The sequence below is a fragment of the Guptibacillus algicola genome, assembly GCF_020171805.1.
In the GTDB taxonomy this organism is placed as follows: Bacteria; Bacillota; Bacilli; order Bacillales; family Guptibacillaceae; genus Guptibacillus; species Guptibacillus algicola.
In genome coordinates this window covers 24,363-40,631 of record NZ_JAIVAF010000012.1, presented here as the reverse complement: position 1 = coordinate 40,631, position 16,269 = coordinate 24,363, and the positions used below count along the sequence as shown (strand labels likewise).

Below are 16,269 nucleotides of genomic sequence, written 5' to 3'. Positions count from 1 at the left end.
CGAAGAGGTCACACCCGTTCCCATGCCGAACACGGAAGTTAAGCTCTTCAGCGCCGATGGTAGTTGGGGGCTCTCCCCCTGCAAGAGTAGGACGTCGCTAGGCAAGTGAGAAGCCAGAGCATAGAGCTCTGGCTTTTTTGTTTTAGATATAAATAGCTAAACCGTGAGGTTGAAATCTTCATTGAGAAGACAAACAAGAGCATCTTCGAAAGCTTCGTAGGGGTGGGAGAAGCAAGAAATTCGAGGAAGCAAGTGAGTCTGGACCGGAGTAGATAGTCGGAGATCTATGAGGATCCAGGATCGCGCAGCTGGCGAGTTCGCCGCTTATCGCGCCCCGTATGAGAACACGGAAGTTAAGCTCGCGCGCCGATGGTAGTTGGGGGCTCTCCCCCTGCAAGAGTAGGACGTCGCTAGGCGAATGAGAAGTCAGAGATCATTGTGGTCTCTGGCTTTTTTGTGTTGTCTGAATGAGGTTTTGTGTAATCTATGGTTGGAAAGACGATTTCGCATATAATTTCATTTTAGCGGATATATTGTTTATTTCGCGGATAAAAACTGAAAAGCGCGGATATATCAAAAATATAGCGGATATCCCGCAGAATCCAGTGTATTGTCTGGACTAATCAAGAGTTACAATTAACGCTTCGCTGATAAAAAAGACATATCGCCAATAAAAGTGCCCATTACGCTGATATAATCAAAAAAGCGCTGATATATTTAATTTTTCGCTGATATACATGAAAATATCGCTGATAAATACCTCAAACGCCACATCACAAGCTCCCCGAAAGTCAATTTTCAATCCTCTTGCCATTTATTTTAGAATATTCCGACCGCCATACTTGATAAATAACTCTATAAGACGTAAGGTTAATGAAAAAGAATTTCAGATTAGAGAGGGGAACGTAAATGAGTTTTCATTTCGACACAAGAGCAGTTCGGTTTCCTAGTAAGGAACAAGCTGAAACTGTAAGTAAGGCTAAACCGATCTACCAAACATCTTCTTTTGTTTTTGAAGATCTTGATGACCTGGAGTCTTTCTATCAAGGAAAGAAAGATTATTTATATACGAGGGTTAGCAATCCTAACACGGATGATCTCGGCATGGGTGTAGCAGATCTTGAAGGAGCACCTAAGGGGGTGGCGACTTCATCAGGGTTATCCGCAATCCTAGTTGGTGTTTTAGCAGCTGTTCAAGCTGGAGATCATATCGTTGCTTGTGATGATCTATATGGTGGTACGTATTCATTGTTCGAGAGTGAATTAAAAGATTTCGGTATCGAGGTATCGTTTGTTGATTTTGCAGACGGAGAAGCAGTTGAGAACGCCATTCAGCCAAATACGAAATTGTTATACACGGAATCTGTCACAAACCCTCTTCTAAGAGTAGAAGATTTACATCAACTTGCTAGTCTTGGTAAGAAAAATAGTCTTGTAACGATGGTTGATAATACGTTTGCGACGCCATACCTACTCCAGCCATATACAATGGGGATCGATCTTGTCGTACATAGCGCTACGAAGTACATAGGCGGCCATAGTGATGTTACAGCAGGAGTTGTTGTAGGGAAAGAAAATCTTATTGCAAAAGCGAAAGCAAAGGTTATTAATCTTGGATCGAACCTTAGTCCGTTTGAAGCATGGCTAGGATGTAGAGGACTAAAAACATTGAGCGTACGAATGGATCGCCATGTTACAAATGCACAATTCCTAGCTGAAGAGCTTAAACGTGTGGATGGGATAAAGAGTGTCTACTATCCAGAATACGTTTCTGAGAGAGGAAATGGAGCGGTTGTTTCCATAGAGTTAGAAGACAGTGTTAATGTAGATCAATTCTTTAAGTCTCTTGGTTGGGTGAAGATTGTTCCAACACTAGCTGGTCTAGATACTTCGGTCTCTTACCCTATCGCCACCTCACATCGAACAGTACCTGATGAAACAAGGGCAAAGCTCGGAATTACAAAGCAGCTCGTTCGTATTTCAGTTGGTATTGAGAATGAAAATGATATAGCAGACGCTTTTAAGCAAGCCGTTGAGAAATCCCTCTAATATAGGGGGATTTTTCTTTCTTTTTCAAAGGTTGCATAACCTGTACTTATCTGGTATAGTATTACTTGTGACGTTAGACATTACTTACGTACGCTTTCAGTGCACAGCATATAGAAGCAGGTGCAGCATCAATTTATTAATATCGTCACGGGGTGGAGCAACGAGCGTTACTTCTATGAATCAACATCGAGTTGTTTCGACGGATACGCATTGGAGCATAAGCTAGCAGAGGAAGAAACAGTGCACAGCATATAGAAGCAGGTGCAGCATCAATTTATTAATATCGTCGCGGGGTGGAGCAGTTCGGTAGCTCGTTGGGCTCATAACCCAAAGGTCGCAGGTTCAAATCCTGCCCCCGCAACCAATTTAAACTTTTGAGGACGTTGAATAAGCTTTCTGTTAAAAGTTAATCGTAGTACCCGTTAGGGTGCAACCAAAATTTTAACTACGTCGAATATACTTCGAAGTTAAAATTTAATCGGAGTCCTTTAGGGCAACCTAGACTCTTAACAAATAGTTTACAGTTTTCAAACATTACATAACGGTCCCGTGGTGTAGCGGTTAACATGCCTGCCTGTCACGCAGGAGATCGCGGGTTCGATTCCCGTCGGGACCGCCATTTTAGTATTTTGATAGAGCGAGCGAATCGCTTTTTTTTATTTTATACGGATTTTTATACGAACAAACATGACTTCACATCGGTTCTTTCTTGGAATTGGATGTGATTTTTCTAGAATTTAAGATAAACTGTTAGAAGGAGAGCCTTAGGATGAAATTCCTAAGGTTTTTTTATAAAATGGAAAGAGAGATGAGTTGGGTTGAAAGATGAATTTGATTTTATACGTTCAATTACACCAGCTTATACAAAACGAGAAGAATTGATCGAAGGTATTGGTGATGATGCAGCGCTTTATCGTGTTGATTCTCGGTGGGATGAAATTGCCTGCGTTGATACAATGGTAGAAGGCGTCCATTTCACAAAAAACACAATGAGCCCAGAGCAAGTTGGTAGGAAAGCTTTGGCCGTTAACATTAGCGATATCGCAGCGATGGGTGGCATGCCTCTCTTTTATCTAGTGTCGATCTCCATTCCAAAATCAGGATGGTCTGAAGAAGAGCTCAAGCAAGTTTATCGTGGCTTACATGCGGTAGGAACTGAGCATGAGATGGACATGATCGGTGGCGATACTGTTTCAGCTCGGGACGAGTTTACATTGTCCGTAACGGTGATTGGAAAAGTTGAGCGAGGCAGAAAGCTATTGAGAAAGAATGCTGAACCTGGTGACGTTGTTTTTCTAACTGGAACGGTGGGAGGGTCGGCAGCGGGCCTTTCTTATTTATTGAACGAAACGACGCAGGAGAATGCCAATAAACCATCTTTTCTATCCGCTCATCAAACCCCGGTCCCTCATGTGAAGGCAGGGCGAATTTTGTCGAGGAGTGGGTATCGCATCTCATTGAATGATGTGAGTGATGGAATTGCTAGTGAGGCAAATGAAATTGCTGAAGCGAGCCATGTGTCGATCGTTCTTAAGGAAGAAGAACTTCCAAGTCCAGAAGGATTCGATGCTTATTCTTCTGAGCAGCGGTTAGACTGGATGTTATACGGTGGAGAAGATTTTGTTTTGATTGGAACTGTCTCAGAAGAGAATTGGCCACATGTTGAGAAGATGTTTAAGAGTCAGGATGAGCCTATCTACAAAATAGGGTTCGTCAAAGAAGGCAATTGTCAGGTTTACTTAATGAATAAGGAAAACAAATATATTTTGGACAAGAAGGGATTCAATCACTTCTCGTCTGAGGAATAGGTGATGACCATGAGTGGATATGCTTTCATCATGAAATCTCCAGAAGAAACGATCGAGCTTGGCATTAAGCTTGGAGAGAAGCTTAAACCAGGAAGCGTATTAACGCTAGAGGGAGATCTCGGTGCTGGCAAGACAACTTTTACAAAGGGAATTGGAAAAGGGCTTGGAGTAGAGAAGATCGTAAATAGCCCGACATTTACCATCATTAAAGAATATGAGGGGAATATTCCTCTTTATCATATGGATGCGTATCGGTTAGAAGAAAGTGATGAAGATCTAGGGTTTAATGAATATTTTGAGGGTGAAGGTGTAACTGTCGTAGAATGGGCGAAATTCATACAGGATATGCTACCTAAAGAACTACTAAGGATCGAGATTTATCACCAAAGAGAATCAGAACGCAGATTGATATTAAGACCGTTTGGTGCTTTTTATGAATCTGTTTGTAAGGAGTTGCAAGATGAGAGTACTAGCGATTGATTCATCTAACTATGTAATGGGGATCGCCGTGATGGTAGACGATACCATTGTTGGCGAGCTGATTACAAACTTAAAGAAGAATCACTCAATCCGATTGATGCCAGCGATCGAAGAGCTTTTAGAAGAGGTTGGCGTGAAACCGAATGAGCTCGATCGAATTGTGGTTGCTGAAGGACCTGGTTCATACACCGGTCTTCGGATTGGAGTCAGTATAGCAAAAACATTAGCGTGGACGCTAAAGATTCCTTTAGTAGGGGTATCGAGTCTCGAAGTTCTTGCCCAAAGCGGACGTTTCTTCGATGGAGCAATCGTTCCATTTTTTGATGCGAGAAGAGGACAAGTATACAATGGGGTATTTGTGAAAGATGGAACGCGACTTATGAGAAAGAATGAAGATCAGATCGTTCTGTTTGAGGAATGGCTTAAACAAAACAAAGATGCGCATGATCAGTTCTTATTCATTAGTAATGATTTGTTGAACCACAAAGAAACGATTGTAGAGATCCTAGGAGATAAAGCTGTTCTTCCTCCTGTTAGTTGCGCTAATGCTCGACCATCAGAGCTTGCTGTACTTGGAGCGATGAAAGAACCAATCGAGGATGTACACTCGTTTAAACCGAATTACGTTAGGATGGCAGAGGCTGAAGCCAAGTGGCTCGCTTCGCAAGAAAAGTAGGGGATTCGTTATGGAAAAAACGATATCGTTTCGTTCAATGACTGTGGAAGATATTGAAGCTGTCATGGAAATTGAGAAAGCAACATTTCCGACACCTTGGAGTCGGTCAGCCTTCTATAATGAAGTGGTTGTGAATCAGTTTGCGACTTATCTTTTGCTCGAAGTAGGGGAAGAGATCGCAGGTTACTGCGGCGTATGGGTGATTATTGATGAAGCTCATATCACCAATATCGCGCTTCATCCTGATTATAGAGGTATGAAGTTAGGAGAAGCGTTGATGAGCAAAGCGATTCAGTTTGCAAAGTCTCGTGGAGCTTTAAAAATGACGCTTGAAGTGAGAGTTTCCAATACAGTTGCACAGAACTTATATAAGAAGCTAGGTTTTGTAGAAGGGGGCATCCGTAAAAGTTATTACTCAGATAACCAGGAGGATGCACTAGTAATGTGGGTGAATTTAAATGGAAAATAATGCAGAGATCATACTAGGGATTGAAACCAGTTGTGATGAAACAGCGGTTTCGATCGTCAAAGGTGGAACAGAAGTTCTTTCTAATATCGTCGCTTCACAGATTGAGAGTCATAAGCGTTTTGGAGGAGTCGTTCCCGAAATCGCTTCTCGTCATCATGTTGAAGAAATGACGGTCATTCTAGAAGAAGCTCTTCGTACGGCTGAAGTAACGATGGATGATGTTGATGCAATTGCCGTTACAGAAGGACCAGGCCTTGTAGGTGCGCTTTTAATAGGAGTCAATACAGCGAAAGCCTTGGCGTTCGCTCATCAAAAGCCTCTGATCGGAACGCATCATATAGCTGGTCATATTTATGCGAATCAGCTTGTCTCTGAGCTTAAGTATCCACTGCTTGCTCTCGTTGTCTCAGGAGGGCATACAGAGCTTGTTCATATGGAGTCTGAGGGAGAGTTCACATTAATCGGTGAAACTCGTGATGACGCTGCAGGCGAAGCTTATGACAAAGTGGCAAGAACACTAAAGTTACCTTATCCAGGTGGACCACATATCGATCGTCTTGCACAAGAAGGTGTTGAATCAGTCCCTTTGCCACGTGCATGGCTTGAGAAAGGGTCATATGATTTCAGCTTTAGCGGATTGAAATCAGCAGTGATTAACACGGTTCACAATGCAAAGCAACGGAATGAAGAGATTAAGCCTGAGGATCTAGCAGCTAGTTTTCAAGCAGCCGTTGTCGATGTTCTCGTAACCAAAACGAAACGTGCGGCGGAAGAATATGATGTAAAGCAAGTGCTTCTTGCTGGAGGCGTTGCAGCAAACAAAGGACTACGTTCTTCGCTGAAAGAAGTGTTCGCAGATTCCGATATCGAGCTGATCATCCCGCCACTTCATTATTGTACAGATAATGCTGCCATGATTGCGGCAGCTGGCACAATTGGATACCGAAAAGGAAAGCGTTCATCGTTACAGCTTAATGCAAATCCGGGATTAGAACTGGGAATCTAGTCCCGGTTTTTTTATGTTGAACTTGTCCACAAGTAGTGGATAATGTGGACATATTGCTCTATATATGAAGAAAAAGGGATTTCTATTGTGGGTAAAGAATTGTGGATAACAATCAATGTTCCTGTGGATAATGTTGATAAATTTGAAATGACACGTAAAGTAAGCACACAATCTGTGTATAAGTTTGTGGATTGTGTGAATATGTCGGAATATTTCCTATCTAAAGAAAAAACAGTCCACTGTGGACTGTTTTAGGATTCTTGTAGTTCTCCCCATTCCTCTAATAGTTCTTCTGTTCTAGTTCGGAGCTTATCGAGCTCCTCATTTAAGACCATGACTTTCTCGTGATCTTCAAAAACTTCAGGGATACAAAGTTCTGCTTCAATTTCAGCGATTCTAATTTCTGCAGAATCAATTTCTTTTTCGATTTCGTCGATTCTTCTTAGAGTCTGTCTCTCCTGGCGTTTTGCTTCTTTGTCTTGTTGGAAGCTCGATTTACCTGAAGGTTCGGGTGCTGCATTGTTTTGCTCTTGCTGTTCAAGAGCGGCAAGTTCAGCGAGTTCTTGTTTCTTCTCAACGTAATAATCATAATCGCCAAGATACGATGTTACGCCTTCAGTAGACAACTCAAGAACGCGAGTCGTAATCCGATTAATAAAGTACCGATCGTGAGAAACGAATAAAATCGTTCCAGGGAACTGGATGAGCGCTTCTTCTAGAATTTCCTTACTATCAAGATCAAGGTGGTTAGTCGGTTCATCAAGAATAAGAAGGTTCGACTTTTGCATCATCAGTTTCGAAAGTGCAAGTCTTCCTTTCTCACCACCGCTAAGTTCAGAAACAATCTTTAATACATCGTCCCCACTGAAAAGGAACCGCCCTAGTACGGCACGAATATCTTTTTCGTCTGTTAATGGGAAGTCATCCCACAATTCGTTAAGAACGGTTTTGTTAGATGTAAGATTCGTTTGCTCTTGGTCATAAAATCCGATCTTCACATTGCTTCCAAAATTGATATCCCCATCTAGTAGCGTTTTGCCTGAGACGATCGCTTGAAGAAGGGTTGATTTTCCTATACCGTTCGGACCAACGAGAGCAACGCTTTCTTGACGCTTCAAGTCGAACGTAAGCTGATCATTGATCACAGCATCAGGATAGCCGATCGATAGCTCTCTTACACTCAACACGTCATTTCCTGTTTGCTTGTCGATTGAGAAAGAGATGTTCGCTGACTTTTCATCGCTTTTTGGTTTATCGATTCGTTCCATCCGTTCAAGCTGCTTTCTTCTACTCTGGGCACGCTTGGTAGTAGAAGCACGAACGATGTTCTTTTGAACAAAGTCTTCTAGTTTGGCGATTTCCTTCTGCTGTTTCTCAAACTCTTTTAATTGCTGCTCATAGCGACGTTCTTTTTCTTCTAAATAGAAACTATAATTTCCTTCAAATCGCTCTGCGCGGTTTCTAGAGATTTCATAAACTTTGTTCACGATTTTATCGAGAAAGTAGCGGTCGTGGGAAACGATAAGAAGTGCACCTGAATAGCCCGCGAGATACCCTTCAAGCCAGGTAAGCGTCTGGATGTCCAGGTGGTTTGTTGGCTCATCTAGTATAAGTAGTTCTGGCTTCGTTAATAGCAGTTTCCCTAGTGCGAGACGGGTTTTCTGTCCCCCACTGAGAGTGGAAATGAGTGTACTATAATCGAAGTCTTTGAAATTAAGCCCGTGAAGGACAGTCCGAATGTCTGCTTCGTATTTATAGCCACCCTTATCCTTGAAAGAGACCTGTAGCTGGTCGTATTCTTTCATGATACGCTGGTATTCCTGTTCATCTTCATAGATTGCTGGATTACCCATCTTTTCTTCGTATCTGCGAAGTTCTTTTTCCATACCACGAAGCTCTTCAAAGACGCTAAGCATCTCATCAAAGATCGATAGGTTTGATTCAAGGCCAGTGTCCTGAGCCATGTATCCAATCCGTACGTCTTTTGGTTTGATGATATCTCCTGAATCATAGGATAATTGCCCTGTGATGAGCTTAAGGAGAGTAGATTTACCAGCACCATTTCTACCAACGAGTGCTACACGGTCTCTCGATTGTACTTCTAACTTAATATTAGATAAAATAGGGTCAGCACCAAATGATTTTGATACGCCATTTACTTGTAGTGCAATCATTGCTTGTTCACCTCAAATTTCTCTCTTCTGGTTGTATGATTAAATCGTGCAATTGTAGTCGATAACGTTCCTTTTAGTTTATCGTAGTGAGGACAAGGTGAGCAACTAAAGGAATGTTCATTAAATGGTAATAAAAATTCTTATTAAAAAACAGCAAAAAGGATAGAAATGGTGTATAGTCACAAGTAGCAGCATGTAACCTTCTATCATCTATAGAAGAAAGGGGCAGCCATGAGTTCATTTACTCATTTTAATGAAGAAGGCCGAGCACAGATGGTCGATATTACAGAGAAAACTCCGACTGCTCGAACAGCGGTTGCTAAGACGAGCGTGCAGGTTAGTGAAGAAATATATTCCGGCATTAAAGAAGGCAATATGAAGAAAGGCGATGTGCTTCAAGTCGCTCAAATTGCCGGGATTATGGCAGCAAAAAAAACGTCTGATCTCATCCCTATGTGTCATCCGATAGCGCTTTCTGGCGTTGACCTTCATTTCGACTGGGAACTTAGCTCTTCTTGTTATGAGCTTACCATTGAAGCTCATGTGAAAACAAAAGGAAGCACCGGAGTAGAAATGGAAGCGCTGACGGCAGCATCAGCAGCGGCATTAACAGTGTACGATATGTGCAAAGCGTTGGATAAAGGCATCGTTATCGGGGAAACCTATCTCCTTACAAAAACCGGGGGGAAAAGCGGGGATTACAAGCGCGAGTAGTACAACCATATATTGAGCGCGGAGGTCAATGTGGAGGGTGTTTATGGATATTGATCAAACAAAAATTCCGCAAGCGACAGCAAAAAGACTGCCGCTCTATCATCGCTATTTAAAGAATCTTAGTGCATCAGGAAAGCAGCGGGTAAGTTCTGCTGAATTGAGCGATGCGATAAAGGTAGATTCCGCTACCATAAGAAGAGATTTCAGTTATTTTGGTGCTCTTGGTAAAAAAGGGTATGGGTATAATGTTCATTATCTGTTATCTTTCTTTAGTAAGACGCTTGATCAAGACGAAACGACAAGAGTAGCTCTCATTGGAGTCGGTAACCTTGGAACGGCGTTTCTTCACTACAATTTCATCAAAAATAACAATACGAAGATCGAACTAGCATTTGATGCGGATCCCACAAAAGTGAATCAAGAAATTGGCGGTATTCCGGTATACCATATAGATAATTTTCAAGAACAAGTGAAAAAGAACGACATTTCAGTCGTGATCCTAACGGTGCCAGTCCATGCTGCTCAGGCGATTGCTGATCAAATGGACGAGGCTGGCATAAAAGGTATACTGAACTTTACGCCAGCACGTTTGACCGTACCTGATCATATTCGAGTGCATCATATTGACCTGGCAGTTGAACTGCAGGCTCTCGTATATTTCATGAAGCATTATCCAGTTTAAACTATCAATCATAAGGAGGTGACACGCATGGGAATGGGTGGCGCAAGTATCGCTCTAGTTGCAGTTGTTGCTTTAATCATTTTTGGACCGAAGAAACTACCTGAGCTTGGTAAAGCAGCAGGTAATACACTTCGCGAGTTCAAGAATGCAACAAAAGGACTCGCAGATGACGACGATGATACAAACGATAAGAAAAAAAACGAACAGTAATCGGTTAGGACGGATAAGGAATGGATGAACAAAAACAATCCATCTATGATCACATAGAAGAATTAAGGAAACGAATCATCATCACTGTCGTTATCTTAGTTCTCTCCTTTATTGCGGGCCTTTTTGTTGCAAAGCCGGTCATTGTGTTTCTACAAAATGCTCCTGAAGCACAAGGAATACCGATGAACGCTTTTACATTAACGGACCCGTTAAAGGTTTATTTCAGCTTTGCGTTCCTGATTGCTTTCATTATGACATCGCCCATCGCTCTCTATCAGCTATGGGCTTTTGTTTCGCCGGGACTTTTTGAAAATGAACGAAAAGTAACGTTGTCTTATATTCCATCAGTCTTTATTTTATTTCTTGGAGGCATCTCATTTTCATATTTCGTCCTGTTTCCTTTTGTCATCGACTTTGTAGGAAATCTGGCAGAAAGCCTTAACATTCAGGAAATGTACGGCGCAAATCAATACTTTACCTTCTTATTTCAATTAACGTTACCATTTGGCTTCGTGTTTCAGCTGCCTGTGATCGTTCTGTTCTTTACAAGACTTGGGATGTTGAACCCTGCAATGCTTGTCCAGATTAGAAAGTATGCGTACTTTGGGTTACTCGTCATCGCGGGTATGATCACACCACCTGAAATCATTTCACACCTTATGGTTTCTGTGCCGCTCTTCTTACTATATGAATTCAGTATTCTCGTGTCTCGCTACGGCTACAGAAAGAGGCTGCAAGCAGAGGCAAAACGTCAGCTGGAGGAAGCAGAAGCAGAGCAGAATTCCGATCAATAAAAAAATACGAAGATATACAAAAAGCGATAGGTTAGCCCTATCGCTTTTTGTTTTGATCTTTTTTCTTTAATTGATTGATTTTCTTTCTAAGTAGAAAGAAGCGGATGGAGTAGACGAAGTCAACCGTTGCCAGCACCATCAACAGAATCGTCCAAAAGCTCCACATGTCTGCATCAGAACGAGCGCTCTGAACAGCAAGGTAGGTGAAGATCGAACCTAGCCCAGCATAGAAAAACCCCATTAGAGTTGGTGAAAATCTCATGTTAGTAGTCCTCCAATAAATGATTCCATTTGTTCAACTTGTTTTTGCAGGTCTGCTATATCATCAGCATAAAAAACGTTTATTAGTACAACGATTGTGTTCATCGTCATATGCGCGATAATCGGTACGATCAAACGCTTCGTTTTCACATAAAGAAATGCAAACGTAAGTCCCATCGCCGTATAAACAAGGATATGTGAAAAGTCGAAGTGGATTGCTGCAAATACAACCGAACTTGCAATTCCGGCTATCCAGAAGTTAAAACGAGTATATAATGCCCCGAAAATAACTTTTCTAAATACGATTTCTTCAAGAATAGGTCCAATAATGGAGATGACGATGATGAAGACGGGTGTTGCTTTCGCTACATCCATTAGCATCTCAGTATTTTCCGATCCGGGCTCGATGCCGAATACATTGACCTCAATCATGGCAGCAATGATTTGAGCACAATAAGCCATGAAGACACCAAGAATACTCCAGCTTACCGCCTGCCCAGCTGAAACGCGGGTAGAGCGCTCGAATGGAACGTCAGGTGTTGAGCGGAGAAGGAACAGCATTACGATGAGTGCACCTAGAAAGCTGACAACGGACCAGCTTACGATTGGATTCGGAATATCAAAGTATTGAAATAGCTTAGCACCCGGATATCCTGATAACTGCATCACGATATAGGTCATTAAAATAGTCCAGTAATGTTTTGCCAAGAAGCATGACTCCTTTTAGTGGTTTGCATGCCTAGGAAGAGGCATTTTGCATACTGTATTAGTTTAACACATTTATGATTGGGAATGCCTTCTATAAGGGTCCTCGACAAGGGAGCGACACAGAAGAGGGAATGTTCAGAAAACTAGTGCTTAAGTCTTATCTTTTTCATAGGACGGGTTGATAAATAAAGGAATGCAAATTTTCTGTGAAAAAAATCAACTTTACTACTTGCAAATGAATAGCAAAATATTTTATTATATACATGTGTTAGCACTCGTCGTTGATGAGTGCTAACAGAACGAAAACAAACCATAAATATCCACTTGAGGAGGGTGTTTGAGTTGTTAAAGCCTTTAGGTGATCGCGTAGTAGTAGAACCAATTCAATTAGAAGAAAAAACGTCTAGCGGAATCGTACTTCCTGATTCTGCAAAAGAAAAGCCACAAGAAGGTCGCATTGTATCTGTAGGTAGCGGTGCATTGACTGATTCTGGCGAGCGTGTAGCTCTTGAAGTATCAGAAGGCGACGCTGTTATTTACAGTAAGTATGCTGGCACAGAAGTGAAATATGACGGAAAAGAATATTTGATTCTTCGTGAGAACGATATTCTTGCAGTTGTAAGCAAGTAATTAACCTATTCAAATACAATAAGAACTACATAAATTGGAGGGTAACAAATGGCTAAAGATATTAAGTTTAGTGAAGAAGCCCGTCGCTCAATGCTTCGCGGTGTTGATTCTCTTGCAAACGCAGTAAAAGTTACACTCGGTCCAAAAGGACGTAACGTGGTACTTGAGAAGAAGTTCGGTTCTCCACTTATCACAAATGATGGCGTAACAATCGCAAAAGAAATTGAACTTGAAGATGCTTTTGAAAACATGGGAGCAAAGCTTGTAGCAGAAGTAGCAAGCAAGACGAACGACGTTGCTGGTGACGGTACAACGACTGCAACAGTTCTTGCGCAAGCTATGGTTCGTGAAGGACTTAAGAACGTTGCTTCAGGTGCTAACCCAATGGTTATCCGTAAAGGAATCGAAAAAGCAACGAAAGCTGCTGTAGAAGAGCTTAAGAAAATCTCTAAGCCAATCGAAGGTAAAGAGTCAATTGCACAGGTTGCGTCGATTTCTGCTGCTGATGAAGAAGTAGGCCAATTGATCGCTGAAGCAATGGAGCGCGTTGGAAACGACGGTGTTATCACTGTTGAAGAATCAAAAGGCTTTGCTACTGAGCTTGAAGTAGTAGAAGGTATGCAATTCGACCGCGGATATGCATCTCCATACATGGTAACAGACTCCGATAAGATGGAAGCTGTTCTAGAAGATCCATATATCCTTATCACTGATAAGAAGATCGCAAGCATTCAAGATGTACTACCAGTGCTTGAGCAAGTTGTTCAGCAAGGTAAACCACTTCTTATGATTGCTGAAGACGTTGAAGGTGAAGCTCTAGCAACACTAGTTGTGAACAAGCTTCGTGGAACGTTCAACGCAGTAGCTGTTAAAGCTCCTGGATTCGGTGACCGCCGTAAAGCAATGCTTGAAGACATCGGTACACTAACAGGTGCTGAAGTTATCACTGAAGATCTTGGTCTAGATCTTAAACAAGCAAACATCACTCAGCTTGGCCGCGCTTCTAAAGTTGTTGTAACGAAAGAAAACACAACAATCGTTGAAGGCTCTGGTGAAACTGACAAGATCGCTGCTCGTGTTAACCAAATCAAAGCTCAGTTAGAAGAAACAACTTCTGAGTTTGATAAAGAAAAACTTCAGGAGCGGCTTGCTAAACTTGCTGGCGGCGTAGCTGTCATCAAAGTTGGTGCTGCAACTGAAACTGAATTGAAAGAACGTAAGCTTCGCATCGAGGATGCTCTTAACTCAACTCGCGCAGCAGTTGAAGAAGGTATCGTATCCGGTGGTGGTACTGCGCTCGTTAACGTTGTGAAGGCAGTTCAAGCTGTTGAAGCAACTGGCGACGAAGCAACTGGTGTGAAAATCGTTCTTCGCGCACTAGAAGAGCCAATCCGTCAGATCTCTCACAACGCTGGTCTTGAAGGATCTGTTGTTGTTGAGCGCCTCAAAGGTGAGAAGATCGGTATCGGCTTCAACGCTCTTACTGGTGAGTGGGTAAACATGGTAGACGCTGGTATCGTTGACCCTACAAAAGTTACGCGTTCAGCTCTACAAAACGCTGCATCTGTATCTGCTATGCTTCTTACAACTGAAGCAGTTATCGCTGACAAGCCTGAGGAAAACGAAGGCGGCGGCATGCCTGACATGAGCGGCATGGGCGGTATGGGTGGAATGGGCGGCATGATGTAATAATATAACTTAGTGAATTTCAGTGAGGGAAGAAAAAATGACCCTACCATTTAGTTCACTTAGCTATATTGCATCATCTCCCGTTTCATAAAATTTAAAGAGATGACGAACATTTCGTTCGTCATCTCTTTTTTTATTTTTTCAATTCTTCCTCCAACGTCTCCAAATTACCCCTCAACCTCTTCTTCGCCTCCTCATCCAACACAAACGTATTCCCCTCACCACGCTGAACATGCTGATCGATCACATACGCACCGCTAAGGAGATTCGTTGCTCCAAGGGAAGACAGGACAGGCTTTAGTGCATAATCGATCGCAAGCAGGTGTCCGAACGATCCACCGATCATCAATGGGAGAACAACTTTTCCCTTCAAAGCCTTTTGAGGGAGAAGATCAAGGTAAGTTTTCAATATCCCTGTATACGATGCCTTATAAACTGGGGTCAATATAATCACAGCATACGCTTTCTCCACTTTTTCATTTGCTTCTAAAATCTCGGGACTATTAAAGTTAGCGGTAATTAAATCTGTAGAAGGTAAGTCAATCACATTGATTGATTCATAGGAGATCGACTGCTCATCTAAATAGCTTTCTGCATAGTCTTTAATTCCTTTTAATCTCGATTGAAGGGAATTCCCTCCGTAAATTAGTACAACATTGCTCATCGTTTTCACTCTCCTAAACTAGTGTAATAACATTCTTTCTAAACCGTACTTAATCAGCAAACACGCTGTTCGCAAGACTATAAACAATTGCATCATCAGTTGGGGGGTTATGAAGCCCTGCTCGTACATTTCGAAAATGCCGCTGTAATGGGTTGCTGGCAGAAAGACTTCTAGCACCGACTACGCGCATCGCTAAATCTACAACCCGGTTTGCGCTATTTGTCACGATGTGCTTTACTGCTGCTAGGTCCGTTTCCATATGTGGACGCTCGTCAGGATTTTCGCTCCATCGCTTTGCAACAGAATAAAGAACTTCTCTCGCGTTGAATAGCTCTAACTGCATTTCACCAATCTTCCTACGTACTTCCGAGACATCTTTAATCGGCCCAGGAAGTGTTGAAGGGGAGAAGGAAGAGGCAAATTCGACCGTGTAGTCCATGGCTGATGTTGCGATGCCAAGATACACAGCGGGTATTTGTAGGTACCATCCTTTCGGTGATGCCTTGTGATTCTCCTCGATTACCAAAAGATCCTCAGGTTTAACGTGGACGTTATGTAGCACGAGATCATCACTCTTCGTACCTTTCATAGAGATGCTATCCCACGTTTCCTCGACATGAACGCCTTCAAGCTTATGATCGATCAGCACAAACCCTTTTTTGCCGGTTTGATCCACATCAGCCGTCACGATCGAGTAATCAAGAGCAACAGCCATCGACGTAAAGGATTTCCGTCCATTGATCAACCAGCCGTCTGGTGTTTTCGTGGCAGTTGTTTGAGGAATGCCTCCTCGGGAAGGACTGCCGGTTGCTTTTTCTGTTTGCGCGAGGTTTAGAAGGGCTTTTTCGTTTACGATCAACTCGCACACTTTAGAGAATACCGCTTCATCCCACGCTCTCGATTCAGCGATTTCTAAGATAACGCCAAGCTGCCAACCGAGGGATAGAGCGGTAGGACCATCACCTGATGCGAGCTGTTCTTGAACTTTCAAGAACTCGTACAGGTTAAGACCGTAGCCTCCGTATTCTTTTGGCACAGTGAGAGATAGAAAATTCTTCTCCTTTAAGTCTTCGAAATTCTCGTAAGGAAACCTTTCTTCTTCATCGTATTTGGCGGCTCTTGTTTTAAACCGTTCTACAAGTTCTTTGACGTCTTTTTCTAAGTTAGGTTGCTTTTCAGTTGCGAATGGCATCGGTATCCTCCTTTTTCTCTATACAAAAAAAGTCTACTTTCAGCTGAAAGTAGACTTAGGCTC

General features: G+C 42.3%; 17 protein-coding genes, 2 tRNA genes and 1 rRNA gene. 15 read left to right on the top strand and 5 right to left on the bottom strand.

Annotated elements, in window-relative coordinates:
- The 9 genes from rrf to tsaD all read left to right on the top strand — a co-directional run.
- Positions 1–103 (top strand): 5S ribosomal RNA (gene rrf / locus LCM09_RS20425); the annotation flags it as partial.
- Between the two features lie 806 nt (positions 104–909).
- Positions 910–2,049: a trans-sulfuration enzyme family protein gene (locus tag LCM09_RS20420; protein WP_224885574.1), complete on the top strand. Its 1,140-nt coding sequence runs from the start codon at positions 910–912 to the stop codon at positions 2,047–2,049.
- A 287-nt stretch (positions 2,050–2,336) separates the two neighbouring features.
- Positions 2,337–2,413, top strand: a tRNA-Met gene (locus tag LCM09_RS20415).
- A 179-nt stretch (positions 2,414–2,592) separates the two neighbouring features.
- Positions 2,593–2,668 (top strand) — tRNA-Asp (locus LCM09_RS20410).
- Positions 2,669–2,867: 199 nt separating this feature from the next.
- Positions 2,868–3,857: a thiamine-phosphate kinase gene (gene thiL / locus LCM09_RS20405; RefSeq protein ID WP_224885572.1), complete on the top strand. Its 990-nt coding sequence runs from the start codon at positions 2,868–2,870 to the stop codon at positions 3,855–3,857.
- A 9-nt stretch (positions 3,858–3,866) separates the two neighbouring features.
- Positions 3,867–4,337: a tRNA (adenosine(37)-N6)-threonylcarbamoyltransferase complex ATPase subunit type 1 TsaE gene (gene tsaE / locus LCM09_RS20400; protein WP_224885570.1), complete on the top strand. Its 471-nt coding sequence runs from the start codon at positions 3,867–3,869 to the stop codon at positions 4,335–4,337.
- Positions 4,318–5,013, top strand: coding sequence for a tRNA (adenosine(37)-N6)-threonylcarbamoyltransferase complex dimerization subunit type 1 TsaB (tsaB, locus tag LCM09_RS20395; RefSeq protein ID WP_224885568.1), 696 nt, complete (start codon positions 4,318–4,320; stop codon positions 5,011–5,013). Before tsaE ends, tsaB begins: the two co-directional genes overlap by 20 nt.
- Positions 5,014–5,023: 10 nt before the next feature.
- Positions 5,024–5,482: a ribosomal protein S18-alanine N-acetyltransferase gene (gene rimI / locus LCM09_RS20390; protein ID WP_224885567.1), complete on the top strand. Its 459-nt coding sequence runs from the start codon at positions 5,024–5,026 to the stop codon at positions 5,480–5,482.
- Entirely contained in the window at positions 5,472–6,488 is a 1,017-nt protein-coding gene (tsaD, locus tag LCM09_RS20385) for a tRNA (adenosine(37)-N6)-threonylcarbamoyltransferase complex transferase subunit TsaD (protein ID WP_224885565.1), read from the top strand. The genes rimI and tsaD overlap by 11 nt, the downstream gene beginning before the upstream one ends.
- A 251-nt stretch (positions 6,489–6,739) precedes the next feature.
- Here the strand turns inward: tsaD and LCM09_RS20380 are convergent, their stop codons facing one another.
- Positions 6,740–8,662, bottom strand: a complete 1,923-nt coding sequence (locus LCM09_RS20380) for an ABC-F family ATP-binding cassette domain-containing protein (RefSeq protein ID WP_224885563.1) — start codon at positions 8,660–8,662, stop codon at positions 6,740–6,742.
- A 231-nt stretch (positions 8,663–8,893) separates the two neighbouring features.
- On the opposite strand from LCM09_RS20380, the gene moaC reads away from it, so the two are divergent.
- Genes moaC through tatC form a run of 4 tightly spaced genes read left to right on the top strand, consistent with a single transcriptional unit; the run spans position 8,894 to position 11,062 of the window.
- On the top strand, positions 8,894–9,376 hold the full coding sequence (gene moaC / locus LCM09_RS20375; protein ID WP_224885561.1) for a cyclic pyranopterin monophosphate synthase MoaC: 483 nt from the start codon (positions 8,894–8,896) through the stop codon (positions 9,374–9,376).
- 43 nt (positions 9,377–9,419) lie between these two features.
- Entirely contained in the window at positions 9,420–10,058 is a 639-nt protein-coding gene (locus LCM09_RS20370) for a redox-sensing transcriptional repressor Rex (protein ID WP_224885559.1), read from the top strand.
- Positions 10,059–10,085: 27 nt separating this feature from the next.
- Positions 10,086–10,268, top strand: a complete 183-nt coding sequence (locus tag LCM09_RS20365) for a twin-arginine translocase TatA/TatE family subunit (protein ID WP_224885557.1) — start codon at positions 10,086–10,088, stop codon at positions 10,266–10,268.
- A 20-nt stretch (positions 10,269–10,288) separates the two neighbouring features.
- The gene (gene tatC / locus LCM09_RS20360; RefSeq protein WP_224885555.1) at positions 10,289–11,062 is read left to right on the top strand and encodes a twin-arginine translocase subunit TatC; all 774 of its coding nucleotides are present in this window, start codon (positions 10,289–10,291) and stop codon (positions 11,060–11,062) included.
- Positions 11,063–11,099: 37 nt separating this feature from the next.
- Here tatC and LCM09_RS20355 read toward each other — a convergent pair whose 3' ends face one another.
- Both LCM09_RS20355 and LCM09_RS20350 read right to left on the bottom strand, forming a co-directional pair.
- Complete coding sequence (locus LCM09_RS20355; RefSeq protein ID WP_224885553.1) at positions 11,100–11,324, bottom strand: YdiK family protein; 225 nt, start codon at positions 11,322–11,324, stop codon at positions 11,100–11,102.
- A complete protein-coding gene (locus LCM09_RS20350) occupies positions 11,321–12,031 on the bottom strand; it encodes a CPBP family intramembrane glutamic endopeptidase (RefSeq protein WP_224885551.1) in 711 nt (236 codons plus the stop codon). The genes LCM09_RS20355 and LCM09_RS20350 overlap by 4 nt, the downstream gene beginning before the upstream one ends.
- 342 nt (positions 12,032–12,373) lie before the next feature.
- Here LCM09_RS20350 and groES point away from each other — a divergent pair, with 342 nt between their 5' ends.
- Complete coding sequence (gene groES, locus LCM09_RS20345; RefSeq protein ID WP_224885549.1) at positions 12,374–12,661, top strand: co-chaperone GroES; 288 nt, start codon at positions 12,374–12,376, stop codon at positions 12,659–12,661.
- 48 nt (positions 12,662–12,709) lie between these two features.
- A complete protein-coding gene (gene groL, locus LCM09_RS20340) occupies positions 12,710–14,350 on the top strand; it encodes a chaperonin GroEL (protein ID WP_224885547.1) in 1,641 nt (546 codons plus the stop codon).
- A gap of 133 nt (positions 14,351–14,483) precedes the next feature.
- Here the strand turns inward: groL and ssuE are convergent, their stop codons facing one another.
- Positions 14,484–15,014: an NADPH-dependent FMN reductase gene (gene ssuE / locus LCM09_RS20335; protein WP_224885545.1), complete on the bottom strand. Its 531-nt coding sequence runs from the start codon at positions 15,012–15,014 to the stop codon at positions 14,484–14,486.
- Positions 15,015–15,063: 49 nt separating this feature from the next.
- A complete protein-coding gene (locus LCM09_RS20330; protein WP_224885544.1) occupies positions 15,064–16,206 on the bottom strand; it encodes an acyl-CoA dehydrogenase family protein in 1,143 nt (380 codons plus the stop codon).
- Positions 16,207–16,269: the final 63 nt, after the last annotated feature.